At 47.4% G+C, this 23829-nt stretch carries 16 protein-coding genes; 3 read left to right on the top strand and 13 right to left on the bottom strand.

From position 1 onward, the window contains the following. Positions 1–30: 30 nt before the first annotated feature. The 7 genes from AC58QG_RS17000 to AC58QG_RS16970 form a co-directional block, all read right to left on the bottom strand. Positions 31–1545 carry a M81 family metallopeptidase gene (locus tag AC58QG_RS17000; RefSeq protein WP_497363298.1) on the bottom strand — a complete coding sequence of 505 codons (1515 nt, stop codon included), beginning with the start codon at positions 1543–1545 and terminating at the stop codon, positions 31–33. Continuing rightward, positions 1529–1924, bottom strand: a complete 396-nt coding sequence (locus tag AC58QG_RS16995; RefSeq protein ID WP_497363297.1) for a RidA family protein — start codon at positions 1922–1924, stop codon at positions 1529–1531. The genes AC58QG_RS17000 and AC58QG_RS16995 overlap by 17 nt, the downstream gene beginning before the upstream one ends. 41 nt (positions 1925–1965) lie before the next feature. Further along, complete coding sequence (locus AC58QG_RS16990; RefSeq protein WP_497363296.1) at positions 1966–3099, bottom strand: alanine racemase; 1134 nt, start codon at positions 3097–3099, stop codon at positions 1966–1968. A 98-nt stretch (positions 3100–3197) separates the two neighbouring features. Continuing rightward, positions 3198–4496 (bottom strand): N-acetylglucosamine-6-phosphate deacetylase, encoded by a 1299-nt coding sequence (locus AC58QG_RS16985; RefSeq protein WP_497363295.1) that lies wholly within the window; start codon positions 4494–4496, stop codon positions 3198–3200. A 183-nt stretch (positions 4497–4679) separates the two neighbouring features. Continuing rightward, complete coding sequence (locus AC58QG_RS16980; RefSeq protein ID WP_497363294.1) at positions 4680–6509, bottom strand: cache domain-containing sensor histidine kinase; 1830 nt, start codon at positions 6507–6509, stop codon at positions 4680–4682. 58 nt (positions 6510–6567) lie between these two features. Next, positions 6568–8073, bottom strand: a complete 1506-nt coding sequence (locus AC58QG_RS16975) for an extracellular solute-binding protein (RefSeq protein WP_497363293.1) — start codon at positions 8071–8073, stop codon at positions 6568–6570. A gap of 41 nt (positions 8074–8114) precedes the next feature. Next, a complete protein-coding gene (locus AC58QG_RS16970; protein ID WP_497363292.1) occupies positions 8115–9215 on the bottom strand; it encodes an SGNH/GDSL hydrolase family protein in 1101 nt (366 codons plus the stop codon). 226 nt (positions 9216–9441) lie between these two features. On the opposite strand from AC58QG_RS16970, the gene AC58QG_RS16965 reads away from it, so the two are divergent. Genes AC58QG_RS16965 through AC58QG_RS16955 form a run of 3 tightly spaced genes read left to right on the top strand, consistent with a single transcriptional unit; the run spans position 9442 to position 15297 of the window. Continuing rightward, positions 9442–11013: an FAD-dependent oxidoreductase gene (locus AC58QG_RS16965; RefSeq protein ID WP_497363473.1), complete on the top strand. Its 1572-nt coding sequence runs from the start codon at positions 9442–9444 to the stop codon at positions 11011–11013. A 32-nt stretch (positions 11014–11045) separates the two neighbouring features. Continuing rightward, positions 11046–12104 carry a Gfo/Idh/MocA family protein gene (locus tag AC58QG_RS16960; protein ID WP_497363291.1) on the top strand — a complete coding sequence of 353 codons (1059 nt, stop codon included), beginning with the start codon at positions 11046–11048 and terminating at the stop codon, positions 12102–12104. A 43-nt stretch (positions 12105–12147) separates the two neighbouring features. Further along, positions 12148–15297 (top strand): Ig-like domain-containing protein, encoded by a 3150-nt coding sequence (locus AC58QG_RS16955; RefSeq protein ID WP_497363290.1) that lies wholly within the window; start codon positions 12148–12150, stop codon positions 15295–15297. A 431-nt stretch (positions 15298–15728) separates the two neighbouring features. Here AC58QG_RS16955 and AC58QG_RS16950 read toward each other — a convergent pair whose 3' ends face one another. The 6 genes from AC58QG_RS16950 to AC58QG_RS16925 all read right to left on the bottom strand — a co-directional run bounded on the left by AC58QG_RS16950 (position 15729) and on the right by AC58QG_RS16925 (position 23642). Continuing rightward, a complete protein-coding gene (locus tag AC58QG_RS16950) occupies positions 15729–16568 on the bottom strand; it encodes a Gfo/Idh/MocA family protein (protein ID WP_497363289.1) in 840 nt (279 codons plus the stop codon). Between the two features lie 62 nt (positions 16569–16630). Beyond that, positions 16631–18163, bottom strand: a complete 1533-nt coding sequence (locus tag AC58QG_RS16945; RefSeq protein WP_497363288.1) for a type 2 periplasmic-binding domain-containing protein — start codon at positions 18161–18163, stop codon at positions 16631–16633. A 106-nt stretch (positions 18164–18269) separates the two neighbouring features. Beyond that, entirely contained in the window at positions 18270–19190 is a 921-nt protein-coding gene (locus tag AC58QG_RS16940) for a carbohydrate ABC transporter permease (RefSeq protein ID WP_497363287.1), read from the bottom strand. A 57-nt stretch (positions 19191–19247) separates the two neighbouring features. Continuing rightward, a complete protein-coding gene (locus AC58QG_RS16935) occupies positions 19248–20153 on the bottom strand; it encodes an ABC transporter permease (protein ID WP_497363472.1) in 906 nt (301 codons plus the stop codon). 235 nt (positions 20154–20388) lie between these two features. Beyond that, complete coding sequence (locus tag AC58QG_RS16930; RefSeq protein WP_497363286.1) at positions 20389–21987, bottom strand: response regulator transcription factor; 1599 nt, start codon at positions 21985–21987, stop codon at positions 20389–20391. 26 nt (positions 21988–22013) lie between these two features. After that, a complete protein-coding gene (locus tag AC58QG_RS16925) occupies positions 22014–23642 on the bottom strand; it encodes a glycoside hydrolase family 10-like protein (RefSeq protein WP_497363285.1) in 1629 nt (542 codons plus the stop codon). Positions 23643–23829: the final 187 nt, after the last annotated feature.

Genomic DNA, 23829 nt, shown 5'->3' with positions numbered 1-23829 from the left:
AGAGTGGTTTCGTCAAAAGAATCTAGGGTGTTATGCGTACAATCCGAATCTCGGTTGTGGCTCCGCATCCAATGGATACATAGGCCGAATTATATGGTTATATTGAAAATGCATAAGATTGGCGTTGCAACAACCCGGTGAATCCACATTAATGACATGTTTCGCGAACGTCCCAAAAGCCGTCTGCCAGGCGAGCGCCGATTTAGCTACGATGATATGATAATCCCCTGGCCATAACCCGACCGAGCGCACATGACCCACATCCCAAGGGGCAACTCGCTTCTCAGTCAAAATAATCGTCAACTGTCCGCATTCGAGGACGGCCGTTTTACCCATTTCGGCTTGTTGGCCCGTCATATACGGACCCACATGTCGGTAATGTCCGTCAAACAGCAGCCTAACCCGTCCAGTTACCGCTACTGGCTTGCCATGCAAGGTATCGCTTTTACCGCCGATTTTGCCTTCGAATGCCCCACTTACGCCCATTTGCCATGCGGCTTCCACCGCTTCCTTATCACGGATCACGATCAACGCTTTCTGTGGCACGGTTGTCAGTTCAGCAAGGAGATGGGTGGCATCTGCCGGGGCACCTCCCCCAACATTATCTGAGCCTTCCGATAGGATAACCGGTCCTTCTGGATGCGCCAAAGCCTCCGCTACCGCCTCGCGCGGTGTGACATAGGCAACATTGAACGATGCCTTGTGCTCGATGGCCATCTTCACAAGCTCCGCCGCACAACGCTCGGCTAGCTCCGCATTATCGTTCGTCGTCACAATAAACGACATCCCCGCATCGGGCACATCACTGTACGGAAAGCCGCCAGCCACGGTCACGTTCAGCACGTCAGGCAGTAGCTCCATGCTAAACGCACACTCCATCAGTGTCTTCATGCTGCCTAGCTCTGTCATCATTCCCTGCGGAACAACTAGCATCCCCGTATGCGCGAATGCCCGAACCGGGCGAATTTCCCCACGGATTTTGCGGACAAGCAAATCGAAAGCCTCGATAGCCCGTTCATACATATCCACATGCGGGTACGTATCGTATCCGACAATCAGATCTGCCTGTCGAGCCATTTCTTGGCTAATATTTCCATGAAGATCGAGGGTCATTGCGATTGGGAAATCATCCCCCAACCTAACACGTAAACGTCGGAGGCATTCGCCCTCATAGTCGGGGTACTGCTCCGACACCATGGCGCCGTGCATGATTAACACTAACCCATCCGTATGGCTGTCGATGGATTCGACAAGCGCTTCGATCAACGCGTCGCCCGTCGCCGCCTCCACCATGCCGCTCGGTGTCGCTGCAACGTATAAGCCGGGAAACAAGGCGCTGCCCTGTAACTCGGCAGCAGCGATAACTCCCCCCATCGACGTTCGTGTTCCTGCATACCGTGCGGTAAATGCCTCCCCTCCGACTGTCCATTGATCTCGGAAATGTCCGATGTCGGTAATTCCAGGAGCAAATGTATTGGTTTCATGTAAAATGCCAGCCACCGCAATCCGAAGTTGATGGCTGCCCATATTATTTGCTTTCTCCACGAATGGAACCCGCGTAAGCAATCGCATCAATTTCCACTAAATAACTTCCAATATTACATCCAATCGAGGTCCTTGTAGGGAAAGGCCGCTTCATGATACTTTCATAAGCTTTATTGTAGTTTGGAAAATCTTCTTGTCTGGACACGAAGGCATTGATTTTGACAATATGATCGAGGGAAAGTCCGGCCGCTACAAGGATCGTTTCAATATTACGCAAGCATTGCACGGTTTGTTCTTCAATCGATTCTCCGACGACTTCACGCGTTGTGGGATCCACCCCAACTTGACCCGAAACGTAGACAAAATCGCCCGCACGGAGCGCTTGGGAAAAAGGTAGAGGAAATTCAGGTGCTTGGTTTGTATGAATTTGTTGTGACATTCGAATCAATCTCCTTTATATGTAGGTGTAGATATCTATAACTAAGTAACTTTGCCTCTTGCATCAACCGTAATGATGCGCTCAAACTGCCCATTCCTCATGCCAAGCAGCCGATCATGCAGATTGGTTACGGCGCAGCAATGATTGGGGATGATCGCTACCTTATCGCCGATTTGCAGTGGTATCTCCTGCGGGACGGACAAAATGCCGTGCTCCTCACTAAGTCGCTCGACGTATATCTCCGAGAACTCAGGGATGATGCCGTAGCCTTTGCGATGAGCGCTGATGTCGTTCGATAGCGTCTTCGAGCCGGAATCAATGATCGCAGTTCCCGGCCTCGGTGTACTGACAACTGTCGCATAGATGCGCATCGCACATTCCTCTTCCTCAATAATGCCCGTATAGAGTTGAGAGCCATCCCCGAAAACATACGCCCCTGGACGCATCTCGGTTACACCTATACCAGCGAGTGCGCCGATAAACTTGGATGTCGGCGTCGAGCCGACGCTAATGTCCGGCACCTCGACGCCTAAGCGCCGCAGTACTCGCTGCGATTCCAAGAGCGCTTCTGCCTCAGCTAGCGCCACCTCCAAGCAATCGTCGGCACGACTCTTGCTATACGATTGACCCGCATGGGTCATCAAGGCGGCCAGCCGAATGCCCGGCAGCTTCGCAATCGCCAGCGCCAGCTCCGCTGTCTCTTCCCCTGGTTCCTTCCCACAGCGGTTCAAGCCGCTATTCACATCCACATAGAGCGGCACTCGCAGCTTCATGTGCTCACCGAGATCCGACAGCCCCTTGGCCACTTCATAACTGTCCACGCTAACAGACACTTGGATCCGCTGCAGTAGCCGCCCAAGCCGTTCGAGCTTCAATCGCCCGACGATCGGGTAAGCGATTAGAATATCATCCATGCCGCCATCAGCCATGACCTCGGCTTCTCCTAGCTTCGCAACAGTTATACCGGAGGCCCCGTGTCGCAGCTGCTCCTGGGCGATCCAAATGCTCTTATGCGTTTTCGTATGAGGCCTTAATCGCACGCCTGCTTTGGCAGCTAATTCAGCAGTCCGCTTCAAATTGGCATCCAGCCGATCCAGATCAATGACAATCGATGGTGTATCCAGGGTTTCCTGCCATGTATTCAATTTCACGCTTTCACCGCCTTTAGGTTTCATCAAATAAAACTATGGTTTCATTTTTAAATTATATCGAATTTAGCGCTTTTGTAGATCCATTATTAATAAATATTTTTGAAAACATACCGACTATCTTCTTATAAGCTCACGAGTTGCCCCTGTAAAATCACCTGTTGAATGTTTATTTCTCCATCTATAATGAGCAGGTTGGCCAGCTTACCTTTTTCGATGCTCCCCATCCGATCATCCATATGAATAACCTTGGCTGGGTTGAGTGAGGCCATGCGAAAAGCATCCACAAGCCCTACCTCAGCATGTCTCATCATATTGCGAACAGCCATATCCATCGTTAAGCGACTACCCGCCAAATGACCGAGATGGTTCCAATTCAAGTCCGAACCATTTCCGTTGTTCACGCCAGCCTCAGGCATTGCGTCCGTAATAATGATCACACGGTCTGTCCCTTTGGTTTTGTGAATCAGTTTCAGCATCAAGGGGCGAACATGTACGCCTTCTGAATCAGGAATGACTTCGGCATAAATGTCGTCATGAACCAGAACAGCCTCGTCGACACCCACCTCGCGAGTCCCTCCATACCTTGACGGCGAAGGCGTCGTACCCGATGCGTTCGTGCAGTGGCAGCCAATTCGCAGACCTTGGGGAACGAAGCGGAAGATCTGTTCCGCCGTCGCCTCGGAATGACCGACTGACAACGAGATCTGATGTTTCTCTGCCTCGTTCACAAAGGCTTCCTGACCTTCCAGCTCCGGAGCAAGTGTCCATACTTTGATGCGATCGCCAGCTACTCGCAAAATTTCCTCGTATTCGTTCGGATCAACTGGACGGATTGGCGAGGTGATAGCCCCGTATTTTTTATTAATATACGGCCCTTCCATATGGATACCGACAATCGCGTGGGCGAAGGGCTCCCTTGAATCCATTGCCTCTATAATCGTCGGGAGCCCTTCTCGGACTTGTTCCCGACTTTCATTGTAAGTAAATGTCGGTAGGATGGCTGTCGTTCCATGCTTCAAATGTGCAAGCGCAAACGTATGGGGATGTTCCCATGACCACACCCCGCCGCCGCCATGGCAGTGAATATCGACAAACCCTGGGGCTATGTAGGCGCCTTTCGCATCCACCACAGGTAGACCAGCCGGCACCTGTACCTCTTCCGCTTCCCCGAAATCGGTAATTAAGCCCTGCTCAATAAGAACGACCCCACCCTGAATTAGCCTGTTAGCTGTAATTAGGGTGCCGTTTTGAACAACTAAACTACCATTCACTTGCATCCATTCACCCTCTCCATTAAAATGAAACCTTGGTTTCATTTTAAGTATATCACGCCAATTGCCACGCTTGAAGTATATTTTTCCCAATCCATTTTCATCTCTGAACGGGTACAACGATCGCTCTTTCTCCTTCAAAACTTTCATCGTACTCCCCTTATTATCCTTGTAGCATCTCACGTGGATTTCGTCTACCTAATACAAGGAAATCACACTATAATCCGAATATTTTAACCTTTTTCTGAGGCGGTCTTTCCGGATTAAAATGAGAAAGACCTCCGGAGCTAATAAGCTTCCGAAGGTCTTTATATATCATCCGCGGCTTCATCGTTACCCCGCCCGCTCCTCTAGTGAGGATTCACACATTTGCAGGGGCAGGCGAAGTGTGATTCGGGTTCCCATTTGATAGCCACTCTCAAAGAGAAATTGTGATTCACTGCCGTAGTACATTTTCATTCGCGCAACAACATTTCGCAGGCCGAAGAGATCCTTCTCCTTTTTAATATCCGTAGAAACGCCCTCGCCAGCTTGCTTAGATGCCTCTTCTAATTTGCCGCAAATATAATCGAGCCTATCTGGACTGACACCTACTCCGTTGTCGCACACTTCTAGGACAAGATGACTTCCATCCAAATAAGAAGAAATGGCAAGTTCCCCGCCTGTACTCTGTTTCTCCAAGCCGTGCAGCACCGCATTTTCCACCAATGGCTGCAAGAGAAGCTTCAGAACATGATAGTGCGCGCTTTCCTCCGCAATGTCGAAGCGAACCGTAAAATGATCAAGGAATCGCAGCTGCTGCACTTTAATGTAGTATTTCAAATGCTCAATCGTTTCCTTGACCGTGAATGTCTCATTCCCTTTGTTCAGACTTAGCCGGAAAAATTTGGACAGATTCAATACCATTTCACTGATTTCATCGGCTTCATAGTTTTTGGCCGTCCAATAAATCGAATCCAATGTATTGTATAGAAAATGGGGATTTATTTGAGACTGCAAAAATTTCAGTTCCATTTTAGACAATAAAAGCTGCTTCTCGTAGTGATCTCGGATCAATGTTTTCTGATTCTCGGCCATCCGGTTGAAGGATTCGATTACATATCCCAATTCGTCTATCCGCGTATCTTCCAATTGAATGGTGAAATTCCCCGTTCGAAGCTGCTTCATCCCATAGGCAAGCTTCCGCAATGGGGCGGAAATACCTCGATAAATGATCCAAGACGTCCAAATAGCCAAAACCAAACTTACTACTAGAATCCCATATGAAAATATCTTCAATGAGTCGGTATGACTTCGAATTTCCCACAATGGCTGCTCCATCATCAGCGTCCACCCCGATAGCTTCGACTTCACGCTGATCGTTACCATCTCCGTACCGGTCTGTGGTGATTTACGAATTGTTCTTACCTTGTCCACTTTCTCCCACACTTGGGGATTCACACTTCCGCCTGTGCCAGTAATCGATCTTCCATCGTTATCAAACAGATAGATATTGGCATTTTTCGAAGGGAGCAGCGGCTTCGCCAGCTCGATCAACGCGCTCTTTTTTACCGAAAGGATAAGCAAGTTCGGATTCATCAATGTACGATTATACGGATCCATCGTCCGAATCAGATGCACGCTGTCGGCATCGAAGTAAGATTCACCTGCCTGCGGTGTAAAGAATATCGTCCCCCCATTGGCCTCCATTAGATTCTGATACCATTCCTGATTCTCTGCTCCACTCGGCAGCTTTCCTCCACCGAATTTCGTTGAAATGACCGTACGTGAAGGCATGTGAATGATCGTAATTTGGTCGATAATGAGATTGACCGTCGTCATACTCGTGATCTGATCCATCACCTGAGCAAAGCGAACGAATGACTGCTTCTCTGGCTCTTGGCCAACGGACTGCAACGTAGCATTCACGTTCATATCAAAAGCGATCAAGGATGAAAGCTGCTCAATGTTCTGCAACGTCAGGTCAATATAATCCGTCATTGTATGGAGCGCTCCTTGCGTCCTTTCTCCCGTCTGCACTTCCAATATCGACTGCGATTTGGCAATGGCAAACAGACTAAAGCCAGCAAGCGGAAGCAAAATAAGTAGAAAATACCAGGTTAACCGAACTTGGATATAACCGGCTAGCAATTTGCGAATTTTAGGAAAGATCTCTTTGGTCATTTCGGCAACCTCCATTCATGACCGACCACACTCCGACAGCTTGTCGGATACTTGCCAACTATTTGCTGGTTTCACGCCACCACTCGTTCACTTCTCCGGTTATTTCGTCACCGCCGGCTTCCTTCCACTTTTTCACAAAAGCATCGAATTCCTCAATGGGGCTTAGGCCCGCAATGATTCGCGTAAATGTCTCCTCTTGCAGCTTAGACAGCTTGACTTGATGCTTGCCCATGGCTGGTGTTGGCGGCCCATTAAACTGATCTTCCATCAGATTATGTTCAATCCGCTGAATATTGTCATACAGACGGAACTGTTCGCCAAGTGCCTCCAGTCGATCTTGTGTGACTGTCGGATCTGCCATATCCGCCAATGCGCCATAGATGCCACGATAGCCGTGCTTCGCGTGTTCATCAAAGCGTATGGACAATTTGCCGTTCACTCGCGTCCAAATTTCGTTCTCAAAACCGAGCTTTAAGCTTATTTGTCCTGGCCCTGCGACGAAATCTAGAAACTTAACGACAGACTCTGCCTTCTCACTTTTGCTAGGAACAACATTGTAGGAACGGACAATGGACGTGCTGTAGACACCGTGTTTGCCGCTAGGTCCGATAGGAAATTCGAGTGGGATCCACACAGCGTTCGGATCTTTTTTACGGTTTGCTGCAATATGAGCACGCGTATCAGACCAAGCGGCTGAGAACAGGCCTACTCGCCCACTCACAATTTTCTCACCAAGTACGTCAATTTTATTGAGCGGGAACTCGGGATCCAATATGCCTTCATCGTACAACCCTCGAAGATAAAGAAGAGCATCTTTCATTTCTGGGAGGATTCCCGAATAAACCAACTTCCCGTCCCGTTCATACCAGGCTTTCATTTGTACGCCAAAAGCACCGAGAAAGGGTGACGTTCTTCGCAGCCGCTCCAGAATCGATAAGCCATAAGTATCCTTTTTTCCGTTTCCATCTGGGTCTCTTTCAGCAAAAGCCTTCATCACCGCCGTATACTCCTCAATCGTCTTCGGTGGCTGAAGACCGAGTTTATCCAGCCAATCTTTTCTGGCATAAACGATTTCGGTTCCCTTTACTTCGTTCAAGCTTGGTATCGCGTAGATCTTGCCATTCACAGTTACGTTGTCCCAGGCTTCCTTAGGGATTTTGGCCTTCAGGTTGGCCCCATACTTCTCAATATAATCATTCAATGGCGTAAGCGCTTTTTGATTCACAAAATGAATAAACCAAGATGGATCACTTGTATTCAACAAATCCGGGGGCTCGCCGGACGCCATGATGACGTTTAACTTTTCATCATACCCATTCAGCGGAGGGAGCGTTACATTGACCTGAACACCAATGTTCTTTTCAATATAGCTAAGATAGGGATTATGATTCTCATCCATCCCTTCTGGGAAGTTCATACCTAGGCTATTCGCGACGACTCGTATCGCTGGTTCGTTTGCCGTATCCACCTTATTTCCTTCGTTCATGTCCAAATTCGGAAAGCCGCAGCCAGCAGTTGAACAGCATGCGAGAATGACCAGAATAACCGTTTTCATTCTTTTCATCAATCCACCACTCCTTCAGACTTAACCAAATCTGCAATTAATCATGCTAGTATTTTTTTCAGCAAAGGGGTTAGTCCATCTGCCATACGCATAAAGCCGAGATCCGTCGGATGAACACCATCTACCGTACATTCGTGGGCATCTTCACCAAGCAAATTGGACCCATCGTAAAAATAAATGTTAGCGTCGCCATTCTCTTGCAGCTGTTCGACCGTTCGCTTCTGGACTTGTTTGCGGTCTTCTTTATCCTGCAGCAATTGCGCTTGAAACCTTTCCTTCGCATAGGTGATTCGCGAAACTACTATAATCGGTGTCAACGCGTGTTTATTGCGGAATATGCGAATGAACTCTGGCAGCGTCTTTTGCAAATTTTCTGTGGAAACGCAGTTGGCCTCATAGTCCAAGACGAGACACGCTGGGTCCGATATCTCTGCTAGTATATGCGCAAGCTCTGGCTCACCTTTCCCGTTCCCTGAGAAGCCTAGGTTCAGAAATTCTCTATTTATACGCCTTGATATGATATTCGTATACGCCATACCGGGTCGTGAGGCACAGCCTCCCTGCGTGATGGATGTACCATAAATAATGACCTTTTCACTACTATTATAAGCAGAAGGAGGTGCGATTTGAGCGGCTGGATCCAAACCGATCCATACTTCCTCTACACCTTGGTAAAGTGGAAAGTTCAATGTAATGCTTCGATTGTCTTGCTCCAAATTCGAGAATAAAACACTTTCATATTCCGTTTGTTTGGCATCATAGAGCGTTGTGCCGTAATACAACTGCTCCCCTGGAGCTCCGATGTAGCAGTCAAACCCACACTGCCCCGTAGCTGGCATATGATACATATTCGCTGCCCCGGACAGTTTCACTTTGATTGCTAGCGAGGCTGTATTCGTTGTGAAGCGTATTTGCCCGCCAGCTGTGCAGTTGGCCAAGTTGTTTACCGCTTCTGGCAGTATCCAAGCCGGTTTTGCCGGCAGTCTGCGGTAAAGCTTCTCTTCGCTCAGCCAGCCAAAGCCTGCCACATGAAATGGCTGCTCAAGCGGTGAATACCAACTGAAAGATGAGTTGGCGAATTGTGGTATCCGCATATTCGCGTCCAACTTCACTGCGTTAACCGGTTGTTGCTCATTTGCCATCAGGAATTCCTCCAATAGTACTTGTTCCAATGAATCTTCGCCCTCTACTCCGCAATCCCTTTTTTTCAGCAGCCAATGGGTTATTAAAGTACCAAAAGAAGTCATGGTCCTCCGCTGTGGCTATTTAACAGCTGTAATACAATAGGGATAACCTGTGAAATGCATACAGGCGAATTGGTAAAAGGAGGGACTATCTGCATTGGTGACCACGAACAACACACCCATTATGCATGAATACCATGCTGATATCGTCGTGATCGGCGGTGGTACCGGCGGCTGCGCAGCTGCTCTTGCCGCTGCTAAGTCAGGGAAAAAGGTGATCATGACCGAGGAAACCGACTGGATAGGCGGGCAATTAACGAGCCAAGCCGTTCCGCCAGATGAACATCCTTGGATCGAACAATTTGGCTGCACGCGCAGCTATCGTCAGTTTCGAGAAGGCGTGCGTGATTATTACCGCCGTCATTTCCCGCTTACATCAGAGGCGCGTTCACGAACGCTGCTTAATCCTGGTAATGGCGGCGTTTCACGATTATGCCATGAGCCGCGGGCAGCATTGGCAGTCCTACAGGATATGCTGGCTCCATACGTCAACAGCGGGAGGTTACAGATTCTAACCCGTCATCGCCTTGAATCGGTATCCGTGGAAGGTGATGATGTCCGTTCCGTATCCATTCGCAATTTGACGAGCGGCGATCAGGTAAGACTAGTAGCCGCTTATTTCCTCGACGCCACGGAGTGTGGCGATGCTCTACCTCTAGCTGGCGCGGAATATGTGACAGGGGCTGAGTCTAAGAGCCAGACCGGCGAACCGCATGCGGTTGAAGACGAAGCACTGCCGCAGGACATGCAAGGCTTTACCTACTGCTTCGCGATGGATTACATCGAAGGTGAAGATCACACGATTGCGCGTCCCGAGCGATACGACTTCTGGAAGGAATACAAAGCGGAATTTTGGCCCGATCGACTGCTCAGCTGGTCCGGTGTCCGCCCTCATACGCTGGAGACGGTTTCTTATGAATTGTTCGAAGGGACAGAAAAGTACTCTTTGTTCTTCTATCGACGCATCATCGATAGCAAGAACTTCGAGGAGGGCTTTTATCCTGGCGACATTACACTCGTCAACTGGCCGCAGAATGACTACTGGCTTGGTTCCATTATCGATGTCAGCGCTGAGGACAGAGATCGAAATCTCTGGGATGCTAAACAGCTCAGTCTATCCCTGCTTTATTGGCTCCAAACAGAAGCGCCGCGTCCTGATGGCGGTCAAGGATACCCTGGACTTCGCTTGCGCAAAGATATCGTCGGTACAGAGGATGGACTAGCTATGTATCCGTACATACGAGAGTCGCGCAGAATCAAGGCTGAGTTCACCGTGTTGGAGCAGCATGTGAGCACTGCCTGTCGTCCTGATGGTAAAGCCGAGCACTTCCCTGATTCCGTTGGTATCGGCTGTTACCGCATAGACCTGCATCCGAGCACAGGCAACCGTCATTATATAGACGTCTCATCCTTGCCGTTCCAGATTCCACTGGGCAGCTTGATTCCTATCCGGATAAACAATTTACTGCCAGCTTGCAAAAATCTTGGCGTTACGCACATCACAAACGGCTGTTACCGTCTCCATCCGGTCGAATGGAACATTGGTGAAGCAGCTGGGTTTCTGGCTAGTCGATGCATCGATCGCGGTATTAAGCCCCGTGAGGTACGCAACAAGGAGTCTGAACTTCGCGTTTTCCAGCAAATGCTTGAAAGCTACGGAATCGAGCTGTCTTGGCCCGCAATTCGTCCCGTTTAATGTTAACCATTCTAATGATGAGGTGTTTGTAGATGAGTAAAATACGTATTGGCGTTATTGGTGCAGGTTCTATTTCCGAAATGCATTTGAAATCCTATCACAATAATCCGGATGCCGAACTTTATGCGATTTGCGATTTAAATGAGGAACGTGCAAAAGCAAAAGCTGAAAAATACGGCATTGAACATATCTATACGGACTATAAGGAACTGCTGGCTGATGAGGCTGTAGACGCAATTAGTATCTGTACGTGGAACAATAGCCATGCCCAAATATCCATTGCCGCTCTAGAAGCTGGTAAAAACGTACTCACTGAAAAACCGCTCTGCACAACAGTAAACGAAGCACTTGCTGTCGAGGACGCCGTTCGACGTACTGGCAAAACGCTTCAGGTCGGTTTCGTACGCCGCTACGCTTCGAATACTCGCATCATCAAATCGTTCCTTGATAACAATGAACTCGGGGAAATTTACTATGCGAAGGCATCGTGTATTCGTCGTTTGGGCAACCCAGGCGGCTGGTTTTCAGATGTGGAGCGCTCTGGTGGCGGCCCGCTGATTGATGTAGGCGTACATGTTATTGACCTTTGCTGGTATTTGATGGGCCGTCCTAAGGTGAAATCCATTTCTGGAAATACGTACAAAAAGCTTGGTAATCGTGCCAATGTGAAAAACCTCGCTTTTTACAAAGCAGCTGATTATGATCCCACACACAATACCGTCGAGGATTTGGCGAATGCTTTAATTCGATTCGAGAACGGCGCTTCTATTCTAGTTGATGTCAGCTTTACACTTCATGCGAAGGAAGACGAATTGACGGTGAAGCTGTATGGGGAAAAAGGCGGGGCTGAGTTAGAGCCTCAGTTATCTATCATTACAGAAAAGTACGATACTATTTTGAACCTCACACCGCAGATTAATAACCTTTCCTTCGATTTTGTTGCCGGCTTTCAGGATGAAATCAATTATTTCATTGAAGTATGCCAAGGTAAAAAGGAAACCATTTCACCTGTACAGGATGGGGTTGAGATGATGAAAATACTTTGCGGTGTCTATGAATCTAGCGAAAAAGGTGAAGAAATACGCTTCTAGGGAAGGAATGTGAATCCAATTGAAAAAATCGAAATGGCTAATCATGACCTTATTGATTACATTACTCGCTTCTTCTTGGTCCATAACCGCATCTGCGGCAACCAGTCCCACCGATTTCATTGAAGTAGAAGCGGCTCCCGTCGATATCACCATCGATATCGAGGGTCCGCGCAAGCAAATTAATGCCGTTGATACGGATATGAGTAGAATCACCGATTATGTTGCTTTATTCACGACGGAATTTGCAACATCCGTTACGGTTGGTACGACTTCCGTCGGGGTTGTCGTCGATGCGACGAATCATGTGACTCGGGTTGTTAATCCATCCGTAAACGGCGGTGTACCCGTCTGGACAGGACCTACAACCTTGACTATCCCGCAAGGCGGCTTCATCCTTGTGGCGAATGATGACAGTTGGGCGAATAAAACCTTTAAACAGTATCTCGCCAAAAATTTCAAGGTCGGTGACCTCATTAAGCTGCGTAAAAATGGCCAAGTAATTCCCGTCTCAGCACTCATGACGGGTCAAGGACTCCAAGCGCGTCTTAAACTGGACAATGACGATTGGTTTACGGTAACCGCGCCGAAGACAACCGTTTCCGGCAAGCTGGAAAACTTGGAATCAGGCGTCGCCTATGCGATTCGTGTTAATCAAACTTCGGTTGCATTGCAAGCGAACGGCACTTTCCAAAGTGAAATTAATCTCACAGAGGGTGTTAATTATTTAGATGTCATTGCCTCCAAGAACGGCGTAGAAAACGATCGTAAGACGCTAGTCGTGTTTTATAAAAAACAAACTAGCACGGCCAAGGAAGTCGTCCTCTGGGTCGACCAAGGTACGAATATTTTCAAACTGCAAACTCCTGAGAACATCCGCGATATGCTAACCAAGGCGAAGGATGCTGGCGTTACAGCTGTTGCGCTTGATGTTAAAGGCGTCGAAGGCTTCGCCAACTATAAGAAAAACGATTTGACAAATCGTCCGCACATCTCACAAATGACAGCTCCGACACGTGCGGGTGCCAATCCAAATCTGGATATGCTGGAAGAGTTTATCAAGTACGGGCATCAGCTTGGGATCAAAATCCACGCAGCGTTCAACGTTTTTGCTGAAGGATCGCCTGCACACAACGAGTACGGGCTGCTGAATCAGCATCTGGATTGGGAAGAACATGTATATCGTCCAGAGGATAATGGTCAAATTTTGCGGCTGCGTGAAAGCAATTACTTTAAATCGGGCAAGTCGCTCGTAGCTTTTGTTAATCCAGCCAATGATGATGTAAGAGCCTTCGAGTTGAAAAACATGGAAGAAGTGATTAAGAACTACGATGTAGACGGCGTTGTACTGGATCGTACTCGTTATGACAACGAAACAGCCGACTTCAGCCCGTTGACGCGCGCGAAGTTTGAGGCGTTTCTCGCCGCACGAGGAAAACAGCTGACGAATTGGCCAGCCGATGTTTTCAGCTATGTGAACAATGTTCGCCAAGCTGGTCCGCTCATCAATGACTGGTGGGAGTTCCGCTCACAAACGATCAAAACGTTTACGGATGATGTCCGTTTACTAACAGATCGGTACTCTGCTCTGAAAGGTCATAAAGTTTACTCCTCAGCCTATGTAGGTTCTTGGTTTGAGTCCTATTACTTGAACGGCGTCCATTGGGGCAGCCCGAATTTCAAGTACGATAGCCGATTGCAATTACCGGATGACAGTCTATACACAGACTCTTACTCCAAGACCGCTTACTCGGGTAACATTGATTTTCTTATGATTGGTACGTATCAAACGACACAGAAGGAAATTGAACATCACATCACATTAGGCAACATTGTAACGAACGGTGAAGTGCCGATGTACGCAAGTATCGCACTGGCGAACATCCAAGATCCTCCGTTGCAGCGTTCGGTGTTCCAAGCTGGATTGTCGCAGTCAAACGGCCTCATGCTTTTCGACCTTTCACAAGTCAACTGGTCCGTTGTGAAGGCATCGCTTCATAACGTGGAATACGTCAAGGATTATCAAATAGGCTCCAGCGTTCCTAGCAATCCAGAGACGTTTCTCGAAGCCGATCTCTATAATGTGAGCCGTAACGAGAATAATCTCAACGTTTATTCTGATGCCTTCGGTCAAACCACGGCAACCAGCACGTTCGGTGTAGAGGCTATCGTAGACAGCGCCGGTAAAGTCACGAAGGTCGTTAACCAGACGCAGGCACTTAGCTGGAACTGGACGAATATCTCGCCGAATAATAGTGTCATTCCACTAGGCGGCTTCGTTATCTCTGCCCTAGATGCCTCTGGGGTACGGACGAGAAGGCAGTTACTCGCTAGAACCTACAAGGTTGGTGATGACGTTCGTTCGGCTGTGCTGCGAGGGTATCTGGATTACGCGAACACGAGTACAGCACTGCGTAATCTGGAGATCAAAGGCGAGGTCGAAGTGATTGGACCGGGAACGGCACGTGTTCTTCTCAACGGTGTACCCGCTGAGGTTTCCAGTAATGGAGACTTTATCGGTAGTGTCCCGCTCGCAATCGGCGTTAATAGTTTGCAAATTTCCGTCTATGTGGACGATCGCAAGACAAATGAGAAAACGATTTCCATCACACGTACGGCTCCTGTCCTCACGGGCATTCAGCTTGATTCTGCTGCCTATCGCCTTGTAGCAGGTGATAAGCATGCATCCGTAACGACAGCCGTTTACTCGGATGAAACGAGTGCGGTTGTAGCTGGAGCTACGTTTAGTTCCAGCAATCCATCCGTAGCAACCGTTGCCGCAGATGGAACGGTTACCGCATTGAAAGCAGGTACGGCGGAAATTACGGCTACCTATGAGGGAAAAACAGCCAAGTCGGTCGTAACTGTCGTGGAAGTGACAAGTCTCAGTTTCGATGAAGACAAACATAGTCTTGTCAAAGGGGAAACCTACCAAGCACCGCTTAAAGTCACTTACTCCGATGGCATAGTCTCCTACATCACCCAAGGAGTGACTTACAGTTCTTCACATGATAAAGTGGCTGCAATTACTGCGGATGGCACCATTACTGCTGTAAAGCCAGGTTCTGCTACCATCACGGCCTCCTATCAAGGCAAGCAGGCAGACATCAAGATTAAAGTGTTCAATAGCCATAAAGACAAAAGTGAAGATATAGTGATGGATGAGGCTGATGAGGTGGATGGGGCCACTGACTGAACAAAATCCACTTGCGTGTGAAGACTAAATTCACAAATATCGCTACTTCCTCACAGGCGTTAGTCGATTTTTTCGACTTACGCCTCTCGTATTGCCTCTTCTCAGAGGCCTAAGTCGATTTTTTCGACTTAGGCCTCTCGCATTGCGCCTCCCTCCCCCCATTAGTCCAAATTTATCGAACCAATCTCACTGACCGCGTCAACAATTCATTATTTAGTCCGAAACGCCCAACTAAATCACACTATTCAGCCTCCGCTCAAGGAAATAGGGCAAATAAGTCGATAGAATCGGACTATTTCTGCTTTTTCGAATGCAATCCTCGTTTTAATTCGGCAGAATCGTACTAACGCTGATTCCAGCGTCTTGTTGATCAACCTAAAAAAGACCCAGCTCCTTCCACATGGGAGGAGCTGGGCCTTTTTAGGTTAATCCTATGATGGCAGCTGCAGCCATTGATATGGCGACTTCGCAGCCTTCATGCCGACATCTAGAATCGTAGCAATCGCTATCGTTTCCTCTTGGGAAACCGGCGGCTTGCCCGAATCGAAAAACCCGATTAGATTCTCGATAAAAGCCCCGAAGAAGTCCGACTCAATCTTGAGAAACTTCGACGTTCCCGCTTCATAACTGAGTGCCATGCTAAACGGGCATTCCCAGCCGTATAGGTTTATCGTCGCTTGGCGACCGTCTGCGTATCCGATAAGCAGTGATGGTGTCTTATCTGTTCCTGTCCACATGACACGTCTGACATCCGTCCCCATCAGTGAAACGATTGGCTCCACCTGATGGATGGCATAGTTGGCAAACATCCCAGGCCCTAAGCTGTTGATAGACTCAATGCCCTGCTTCTCAACCCCCACGTACTCCGCAGCAAACCTTAACGCTGAAGTGGAATACATCGGAGTCCTGTGCTTATCAGCGAGCTCAAACATGCGTAATGCCGCAGCTCGATCAGGAGCAAACGTTTTATCAATATAAGTAGGCTTGCCAGATTGCAGTGCCAATCTTGATAGCTCTTCGTGATACTCGGGATGATCCGGCGAGAGAACGACCAAATAATCGCTCTGCTCCACGACCTCCTCGATGGAGTCAAGCAGCTGGATTCCCTTCTTCTGGCTCCATTCCTCATTGCTGAGCTTACCTTCCATATTGGTCTTCCCATAAGCATACGCAACCTGCATGCGTCCATTCGTCGCTTTATCAATCCAGCCTGGGTATTTCTCCGCATGCCATTCATCCAGAAAATAATCGATAAACCCGATCTTTCTCATCTTGATCTCCACTCCCTCTAGGAATTAAAACCCCCACGGCATAACCGCAGGGGAATTCACTACTATTTCTTGTTTGCTGCGTACCATTCATTGGCCGCTTTAGTCATTTCTTCTCCGCCATCTGCTTTCCATTGCGCTACGAACTTGTCATAGTTTTCAAGCGGTTCTGCACCCGTGATGTATTTCAAGAACGTGTCTTCCATCAGCTTTTGCAGCTTCAAGTTGTATTTACCAATCGCTTCAAGTGGTGGTGCAAAAGCAAGCGGGTCAAGCACAATGCTGCCTTTGGCTGCTTCTTGAATCTTATTAAAGGAATCCGTTAAGATTGGATCCTTACGAACACGAGCCTGCCAGTAAATTGGGTAATTTTTCTCATCCACACCTGTTAAGAATGTTGATGCATTGTTGTATTCATCATTGAATTTAGGCAGAATCGGGAAGTAATTGCCGTTTTCCATCTTATAGTGAACGCCTTCTTTACCAATTGCCGCTTCTTTGAAGATATCTTTATCCAGCTTCAGATCCAAATATTTAATAATGTCTTCTTTGTTCTCAGCCCATTTCGGTATGCCCACGTAGAAGCTGATTCCTGCACTGCCCATAACTTGAACTTTGCCATCATCCCCTTTGAGGTAAGGGAAGCTGCCAATTTTGGCATTTGGTGAATTTTTCAATAGGGCATTTTGTACGGTCGGCGCGTTAAAATAAGCATTAGAAATGATCGCCGCTTTACCGCTTGTGAAATTCTCGATCACTTTATTCGCTTGGTTCAGCGACCATTCCTGATCGATCAATTTCTCTGTGTACAGCTTTTTCATGAATTCCAAATATTTCTTCATATTTGGATTCTCAATGGAATTCACCAATTTACCATTAACATCCTGCCAGCCGGTTGTTGCGTTAGATTGAACCATCGGTATGCCAAACGTCGGAAGTACCTCAGGAAGAAGCGGACTTTTCCCCCCAGATAAACCCATCACATTTTTCTTTTCTTTCAGCGTTTTCAAAACGGTATACAATTCATCACGTGTCGTAGGCGCTTTTAAGCCAAGCTCATCCATCCAATCCTGACGGACGATTAACTGTGTATTTACAATTGTCCCTGATCCCGTTTGCGGAATGCCGAAAATTTTACCGTTCAGCTTCGCTCCGTTCCAGGAGGTTTGTGAAATCACATTCTTCATATTTGTGCCATATTTATTTACCAGCTCATCGATCGGCTCCAGGGCTCCTGACGCAGCAAGCTTGGAATATTGCGGGCCGCTGAGAAGCATGTAGGCATACTTTTCTTTGTTCGCCATCAGCAAATTAAGCTTATCATCTGGATTTTCGACTGGCAGCATGTCGTAGGTGACTTTGTAACCTGTTTTTTCATTCAGGAACTTTGCCACAACTTCCGTATTCGGATCAAATCGCGCATATTGCAGCAGCGCTTTGAATTCCGGCTTCGGCTTATTAGCTTCTACAGTTGCAACAGGAGCAGTAGAAGCAGCCGGCGTAGTGGAACTGCTAGTGGTCTGTGTACTTCCGCCACAAGCCGTAATTGCCGCTGCCATCGTTGTGATGGACATGAGAACTAACATCTTTTTAACCATGTAAGAGCCTCCCTATTTTTTCCTTTGAGTATGGATAGTGCAATATACCAAATATCATGGAACCATTGTAGAGCCGGCCCACCACCACCCTTCAAGAAATCTAGATTCAACCTTTTACAGAGCCTACCAGAACACCCTTAACAAAATATTTTTGTAAAAATGGATACACACAAATAATTGGAAGTGTAGCTAGAATGATTGATGCCGCCTGAATGGACTGCGGTGAAACGTTCAGCGAGGCATCGACATTAGTCCGCATGAACGTATCCGTGGAGGAGACGAACAATTCTTTCAAATATAACTGCAAAGGCTTCAAATCAGCCGAGTTGATATAGATCAATGAAGTAAAGTAATCGTTCCAGAACGTAACGGCATAGAACAAAGCGATCGTCGCTAGTACCGGCATGGAAAGCGGCAAAATAATACGCATTAGAATCGTCATATTGCTGGCTCCATCCATTTTCGCCGATTCCTCAAGGCTGTCAGGCAGACTTTCGAAGTAGCTTTTGACAATCAGCATGTTGTACACGTTAATCATGAATGGCAGGAACAGTACAGGCAGCTTATCAATGAGGTGGAGCTTGTGCATGAGCAAATACGTCGGGATCAAGCCACCGCTGAATAGCATCGTAAACAAATACATGATGATAAAAAATTTGCGCCAACGCAGTCTTGGTTTAGACAGCGGATATGCGGCAAGCGTCGTCATGAACAGCGAGATGAGTGAGCCGACCACTGTGACTGTTATGGAGATCACGAATGCGCTCAGAAACAAGGAGTTGCTCGCTACATACGTATAGGTCCCTATTTGAAAATCGATTGGGATGAGATTAACCATCCCCGAAACGACAGCAGCCTCACTGCTAAGCGATTTGGCGATGAGATTAATAAATGGAAATACAGTCGATAAGCCCAGTAATATAAAGAACAGGTGATTGATCACTGTAAAAATTTTCTCACCAAGTGATGAAGGGATGCCCGAAGACTTTCTGGCACTTTTTGGTTTCAGTATGCTTTGTATATTCATCTTATTCCCTCCTTAAAGTTTTTCGTTAGAAAAACTCACACCGTAAGCATAAGCTACTCACCAAATACCTCGTCCAAAAAACTTTCGCGCCAGCCCGTTGCCTGTAAGGATCAAAATAAACGCAACAACGGATTCGAATACCCCTACAGCGGTTGAGAAGCTATAATCCTGTTCGCCGAGTCCGATGCGATACACATAGGTGCCGATGACATCTGCGACGTTATAAACACTGGGATTGTACATGACGAGAATTTGTTCTGTTCCAGCCTCCAGCACGTAGCCGAGACGAAGAATGAACATCAGTAAAATGATCGGAATTAAGCCAGGCAATGTGATATGTATGATTTGTCTCCATTTATTAGCGCCATCGATCTTAGCTGCTTCATACAAGCCGGGATCAATTCCAGCTAAAGCAGCGAGATAGATAATCGTATTCCATCCCGTTTCTTTCCAGCCTGCCGTCCCAATGAGCACAGAACGGAAAATCTGACTGTCTAAGAAAAAGCGGATCGGCTCGCCGCCCATGGCGACGATTATTTTGTTCACGATACCGCCGTTCGTGGAGAGAAGATCAATGAATAATCCGCTGACGATAACCCAAGATAAGAAGTGAGGCAAGTAGACAACGGTTTGCACGCTTCGCTTGAACGCGATGTTTTTCAATTCATTGAGTAAAATAGCAATCACTATCGGGAGTGGAAAGAGAAACAAGATTTTGTAGATGGAAATAAACAAGGTATTCTGAAATACCTGTAAGAAACTTGCAGACGAAATCAATTTATCGAAATGCTTCATCCCAACCCATGGACTTGCGGACATCCCATCGAAAATATTGAAATCCTTGAACGCAATAATAATCCCGTACATCGGCGTGTACTTGAACAGCAGGAGAAATGCGATGCCAGGAATAAGTGCAAGATATAAATCCCAATCTTTCCTGACATCGATCCACAATTGATGCATATATCTCTTTTTAACATTTTTTTTCAAAGATAGGACAGTTTCCTTTGCAGTTGTCGTTTCTCTCAAGGTGCCTCCTCCTTCGTACTGTCTTTCTAAACTTAGTGTATCACCCCCCGTTTTTTTGCGAATTAGAGGAATATTACTTGTTTTGGTACTTTCATAACTTCTCGCCTGAGAAAATGAAAAAACCTCCCCGATAATGCTCGAGAAGGCTGCCAAACGACATATATGGCGATCAATTTCGTATTTCCCCTGGTGTGACACCCCAATATTTACGGAATACTCTTGTAAAATAACTCACATCCCTATACCCAACACCCGATGCGGCATCGTACACGCGTGAGCCCTCCTGCAGGATTGCTTTGGCACGCTCCATTTTGCGTTCCAGCACATAAGTGGAGAAAGCTTTCCCTGTTTCCTGTTTGAAAAGACGGCTTAAATAGGAAGAGTTGACATACATCCTGTCTGCGACAGCATGCAGCGTCATTTCCTGATCTATTTCATTTTCCACGAAACTTAATATCGTCTTGATCATGCCATGGCTCGTCGATTTCCGCCTTTGGCCGGCATATGCTAAATATGCCCTTATCATACGCTGCAGCCAAAAAAGGATTTGTTCCTTCGACGCCAGCTCCGAGTGGTTATGAAAATAAACATAATCCTCGCCAGCTACTTCGCGCACCGGCCAGCCCTGTTTTTGGATCATACCGATAAATAAGCATGTGAAATATAGGATATGCTCACGAATATCATCAACGGTGTCCGCTTTTGCCATCCCACCGTTCCAGAGCGCCGTTAACGTTTCATTAGCCTTCTCAGCATCTCCGGTCTCGAGGGCGATTTCCAGCGTTTTCTCAAGGTTAGGCTGAAATGTCAGCTCCGGCTCCCGCCCTTGCTCGGCCCGGTAGGGGATCGCCAAATCGTGACCAAGTACTATTCGATCCTGCAATGCGCGCACTGCTTGAACGTATAGCTTGTTCATATCCACTATACCACCCGACATGCCGCTGATCCCGGCACTTGCACTTAGCTTGAGGCAGCTTTTCACCGTGAACAGCAGCTTTTCGGTTAAAGCATTAATTTTTTGCAGAGAAATTCTAGGCTCCTCATCACTGGGAAGCTGAAAAATGATAACCGTACAGCCTGCAAAATTGGTAGACACCCAGCAATGAGTCGACGATAAGGCTTCCTTCACAATACTGCTAAGTGAAAATTGAAGTAGTGACATATCCTTCTTGCTGAAACGACTTTCGGTCTCTGAGATCGGATCCATATCGACAACGGTAACAGCATACGCAGCCTCTTTGTTCAAATCCAATTGTAGATCCCTGCATTTCTGCTCAATCTCCCAAGGCTCGTATTTCCCATTTAACAACCCCTGAAAGAATTCATTGACCAATTGAGGAAGGTGAAGCTTCCACTTCATCTTCAGCTCATCTTCGTTATGACGCTGCTCAAGCTCGCTTTTCAACCTCTCCGCTGCTTCGAGCACCGTTTCCAAAATTTCCTCGTCGCCTGCTGGTTTCAACAAATATTTCATAACACCGAGACCCAGTGCCTCTTGCGCATAAGTGAAATCATCATGTCCGCTAAGTACAATAATCTTCAACAAGGAATCAATTTGGCGAAGGCGCCTAGCTAATGTTAGACCATCCATCTCTGGCATTTGCAGATCCAGCAGGATGATATCAGGCTTTTTACGATCGATGATTCGTAGAGCTTCCGCCCCGTTACCAGCCTGACCTACGACCTCAATGCCATGCTTATCCCAAGGAATATTGTTGGCTAGCGCATTTCTGAGACGGATTTCATCTTCCACAATTAATAAATTCATAATGGGGACCCCCGCTCGGTTTTACTTCACTTGACTTGCTTAATCCGTGAATAACTTAGAAGCTCTTGAACTTCAATTAACGTGTTCGTCAGCTGCAGCACGACAGAGGGATGAATTGTCTCCTCTTCTTTCGCTTGCAACAGAAATTGTTTGCATTCTTTGAACATCTCATCCAGTGAGGCATACAACGCTTCCCCTGTTTTTCTTTGCAAATCATAAAGAAGCAAGTCTAACCTGTCTACAAGATCAATCGCCGTTTCCTCATGAACCGCTTGGCGTGGAAGGTAAACTTGCTCTACATCTGTTTTTTGTGCATGCAATGCCGCTTGGATCGCCCGCAGCGGATGCATCCCTGTCGAGATTGCGTCGTTTCGCCACGGCCCCATACGCAGCGCACGGATCGTTTCATCCGTCGCTTGGCCAAAAGCAAATATGACGGTTCCGGTATCTAGATCCTGCGCAGCAAGAACCTGAGCAACAGTTTCCTGCGCTCCCAATTTAGCGTACATCGGATAGATCCCGCTGTATACTAGATTGCCTGGGAGAAGCTCGTTTTTGTGCAGTTGGACGGATGGTCGAACCTCAGAAGCATTGGCATAATAAGCCTGAGGGATTACAACATCAACGTTTTGCGACCAGTTGCCAATTTTATCGGACTCCGCTCCCGGTTCTGGTGCAGCCGATACAATTACTTTCGGGCTGATCCGCTTAATCTCCTTGTATAGCTCAGAAACAAAATTATCCTCGATTTCCTCGAGCCACTTCGTCCACGTTGTCCAAAGCTCCGTCTGCTGCTTGGCATGAATCTCCAGTGGGTCTATGCCATGCTCGCTTTCAAATGCTGTGCGTGCATGTCTGCTGAAACAGTAGGTATCCTGCCAGTCGTCATTCGTATGCGGAAACCTCATAAAGTCCAGGTTAATACCAGCAACACCATATTTCGTGATGATCTCTTTCACGATGTCCAGTAAGTATTGGCGCACAGCAGGATTCGTAATATCTAGCCAAAAGTAACCTGTCCCCTGCTGAGGTAACGGCTTCTCAGAATCGGATTGCCTACGCGTTAACGCTGACCATTCCGGGTAGGCTCGAAGCACGGGTCCACCGGTCTGGTTGACACCGACCATGAACCCATCCAACCAAGCGTGTACAGCGATTCCCCGTTTCTCGCCCTCCTCAACGAAAGCCTCCAGCGGGTCCCAGCCTCGGAAAGCAGGATGCTGCACCTCTATATGTTCCGCTGCTGCCGTGGAGCTAGGGAAAATCGTATATCCCCATAACCAAGTCTCCAAATACAACTCATTGAAGCCGGCAGCCTTCATGCGATCTAAAGTGAGGCTCACTTCCTCATGACTATGTTCTGTAGGACGATACCAGACACCCCGGGCTTCCGCTGCTCTACTCGGTAGAGAACATAGATAGCCATCCATGGCTTCCATGGATGCAAGCTTCGCTTTACACATGCTACCTTCCGTATCGGAAGCTTGAAGCATAAGCGCTTCCTCTAGCAGCTGATCTGCCCTTGCCAAATGTTGCTTAGCCAAGTCAAAAGGAGCGTTGACGTAACTCTCCCAATTTTCCATCATTATTTTTTTCACATAGATAATCTGCTTGGCCACCTGATCCAAACACTGGGCGATTTCCTGCTTAGTCATCGTAAACACCCCTTTTCATGTGTTTGGTATTGAAAATATCATATCAAGGCCGCACTTCATAGGGGACAGTGATTACTTTCTTTGGTAAAATGTTAGTATTTTTATGTAAATCAATAATAATGTTAACCCGCTATAAAAGTGCATATTCATTTATACACCCAAGATCGGTCTATATTATAGGCAATCC

It is taken from the genome of Paenibacillus sp. J22P169, assembly GCF_059691995.1.
This window is presented reverse-complemented; position numbering and strand designations above follow the sequence as displayed.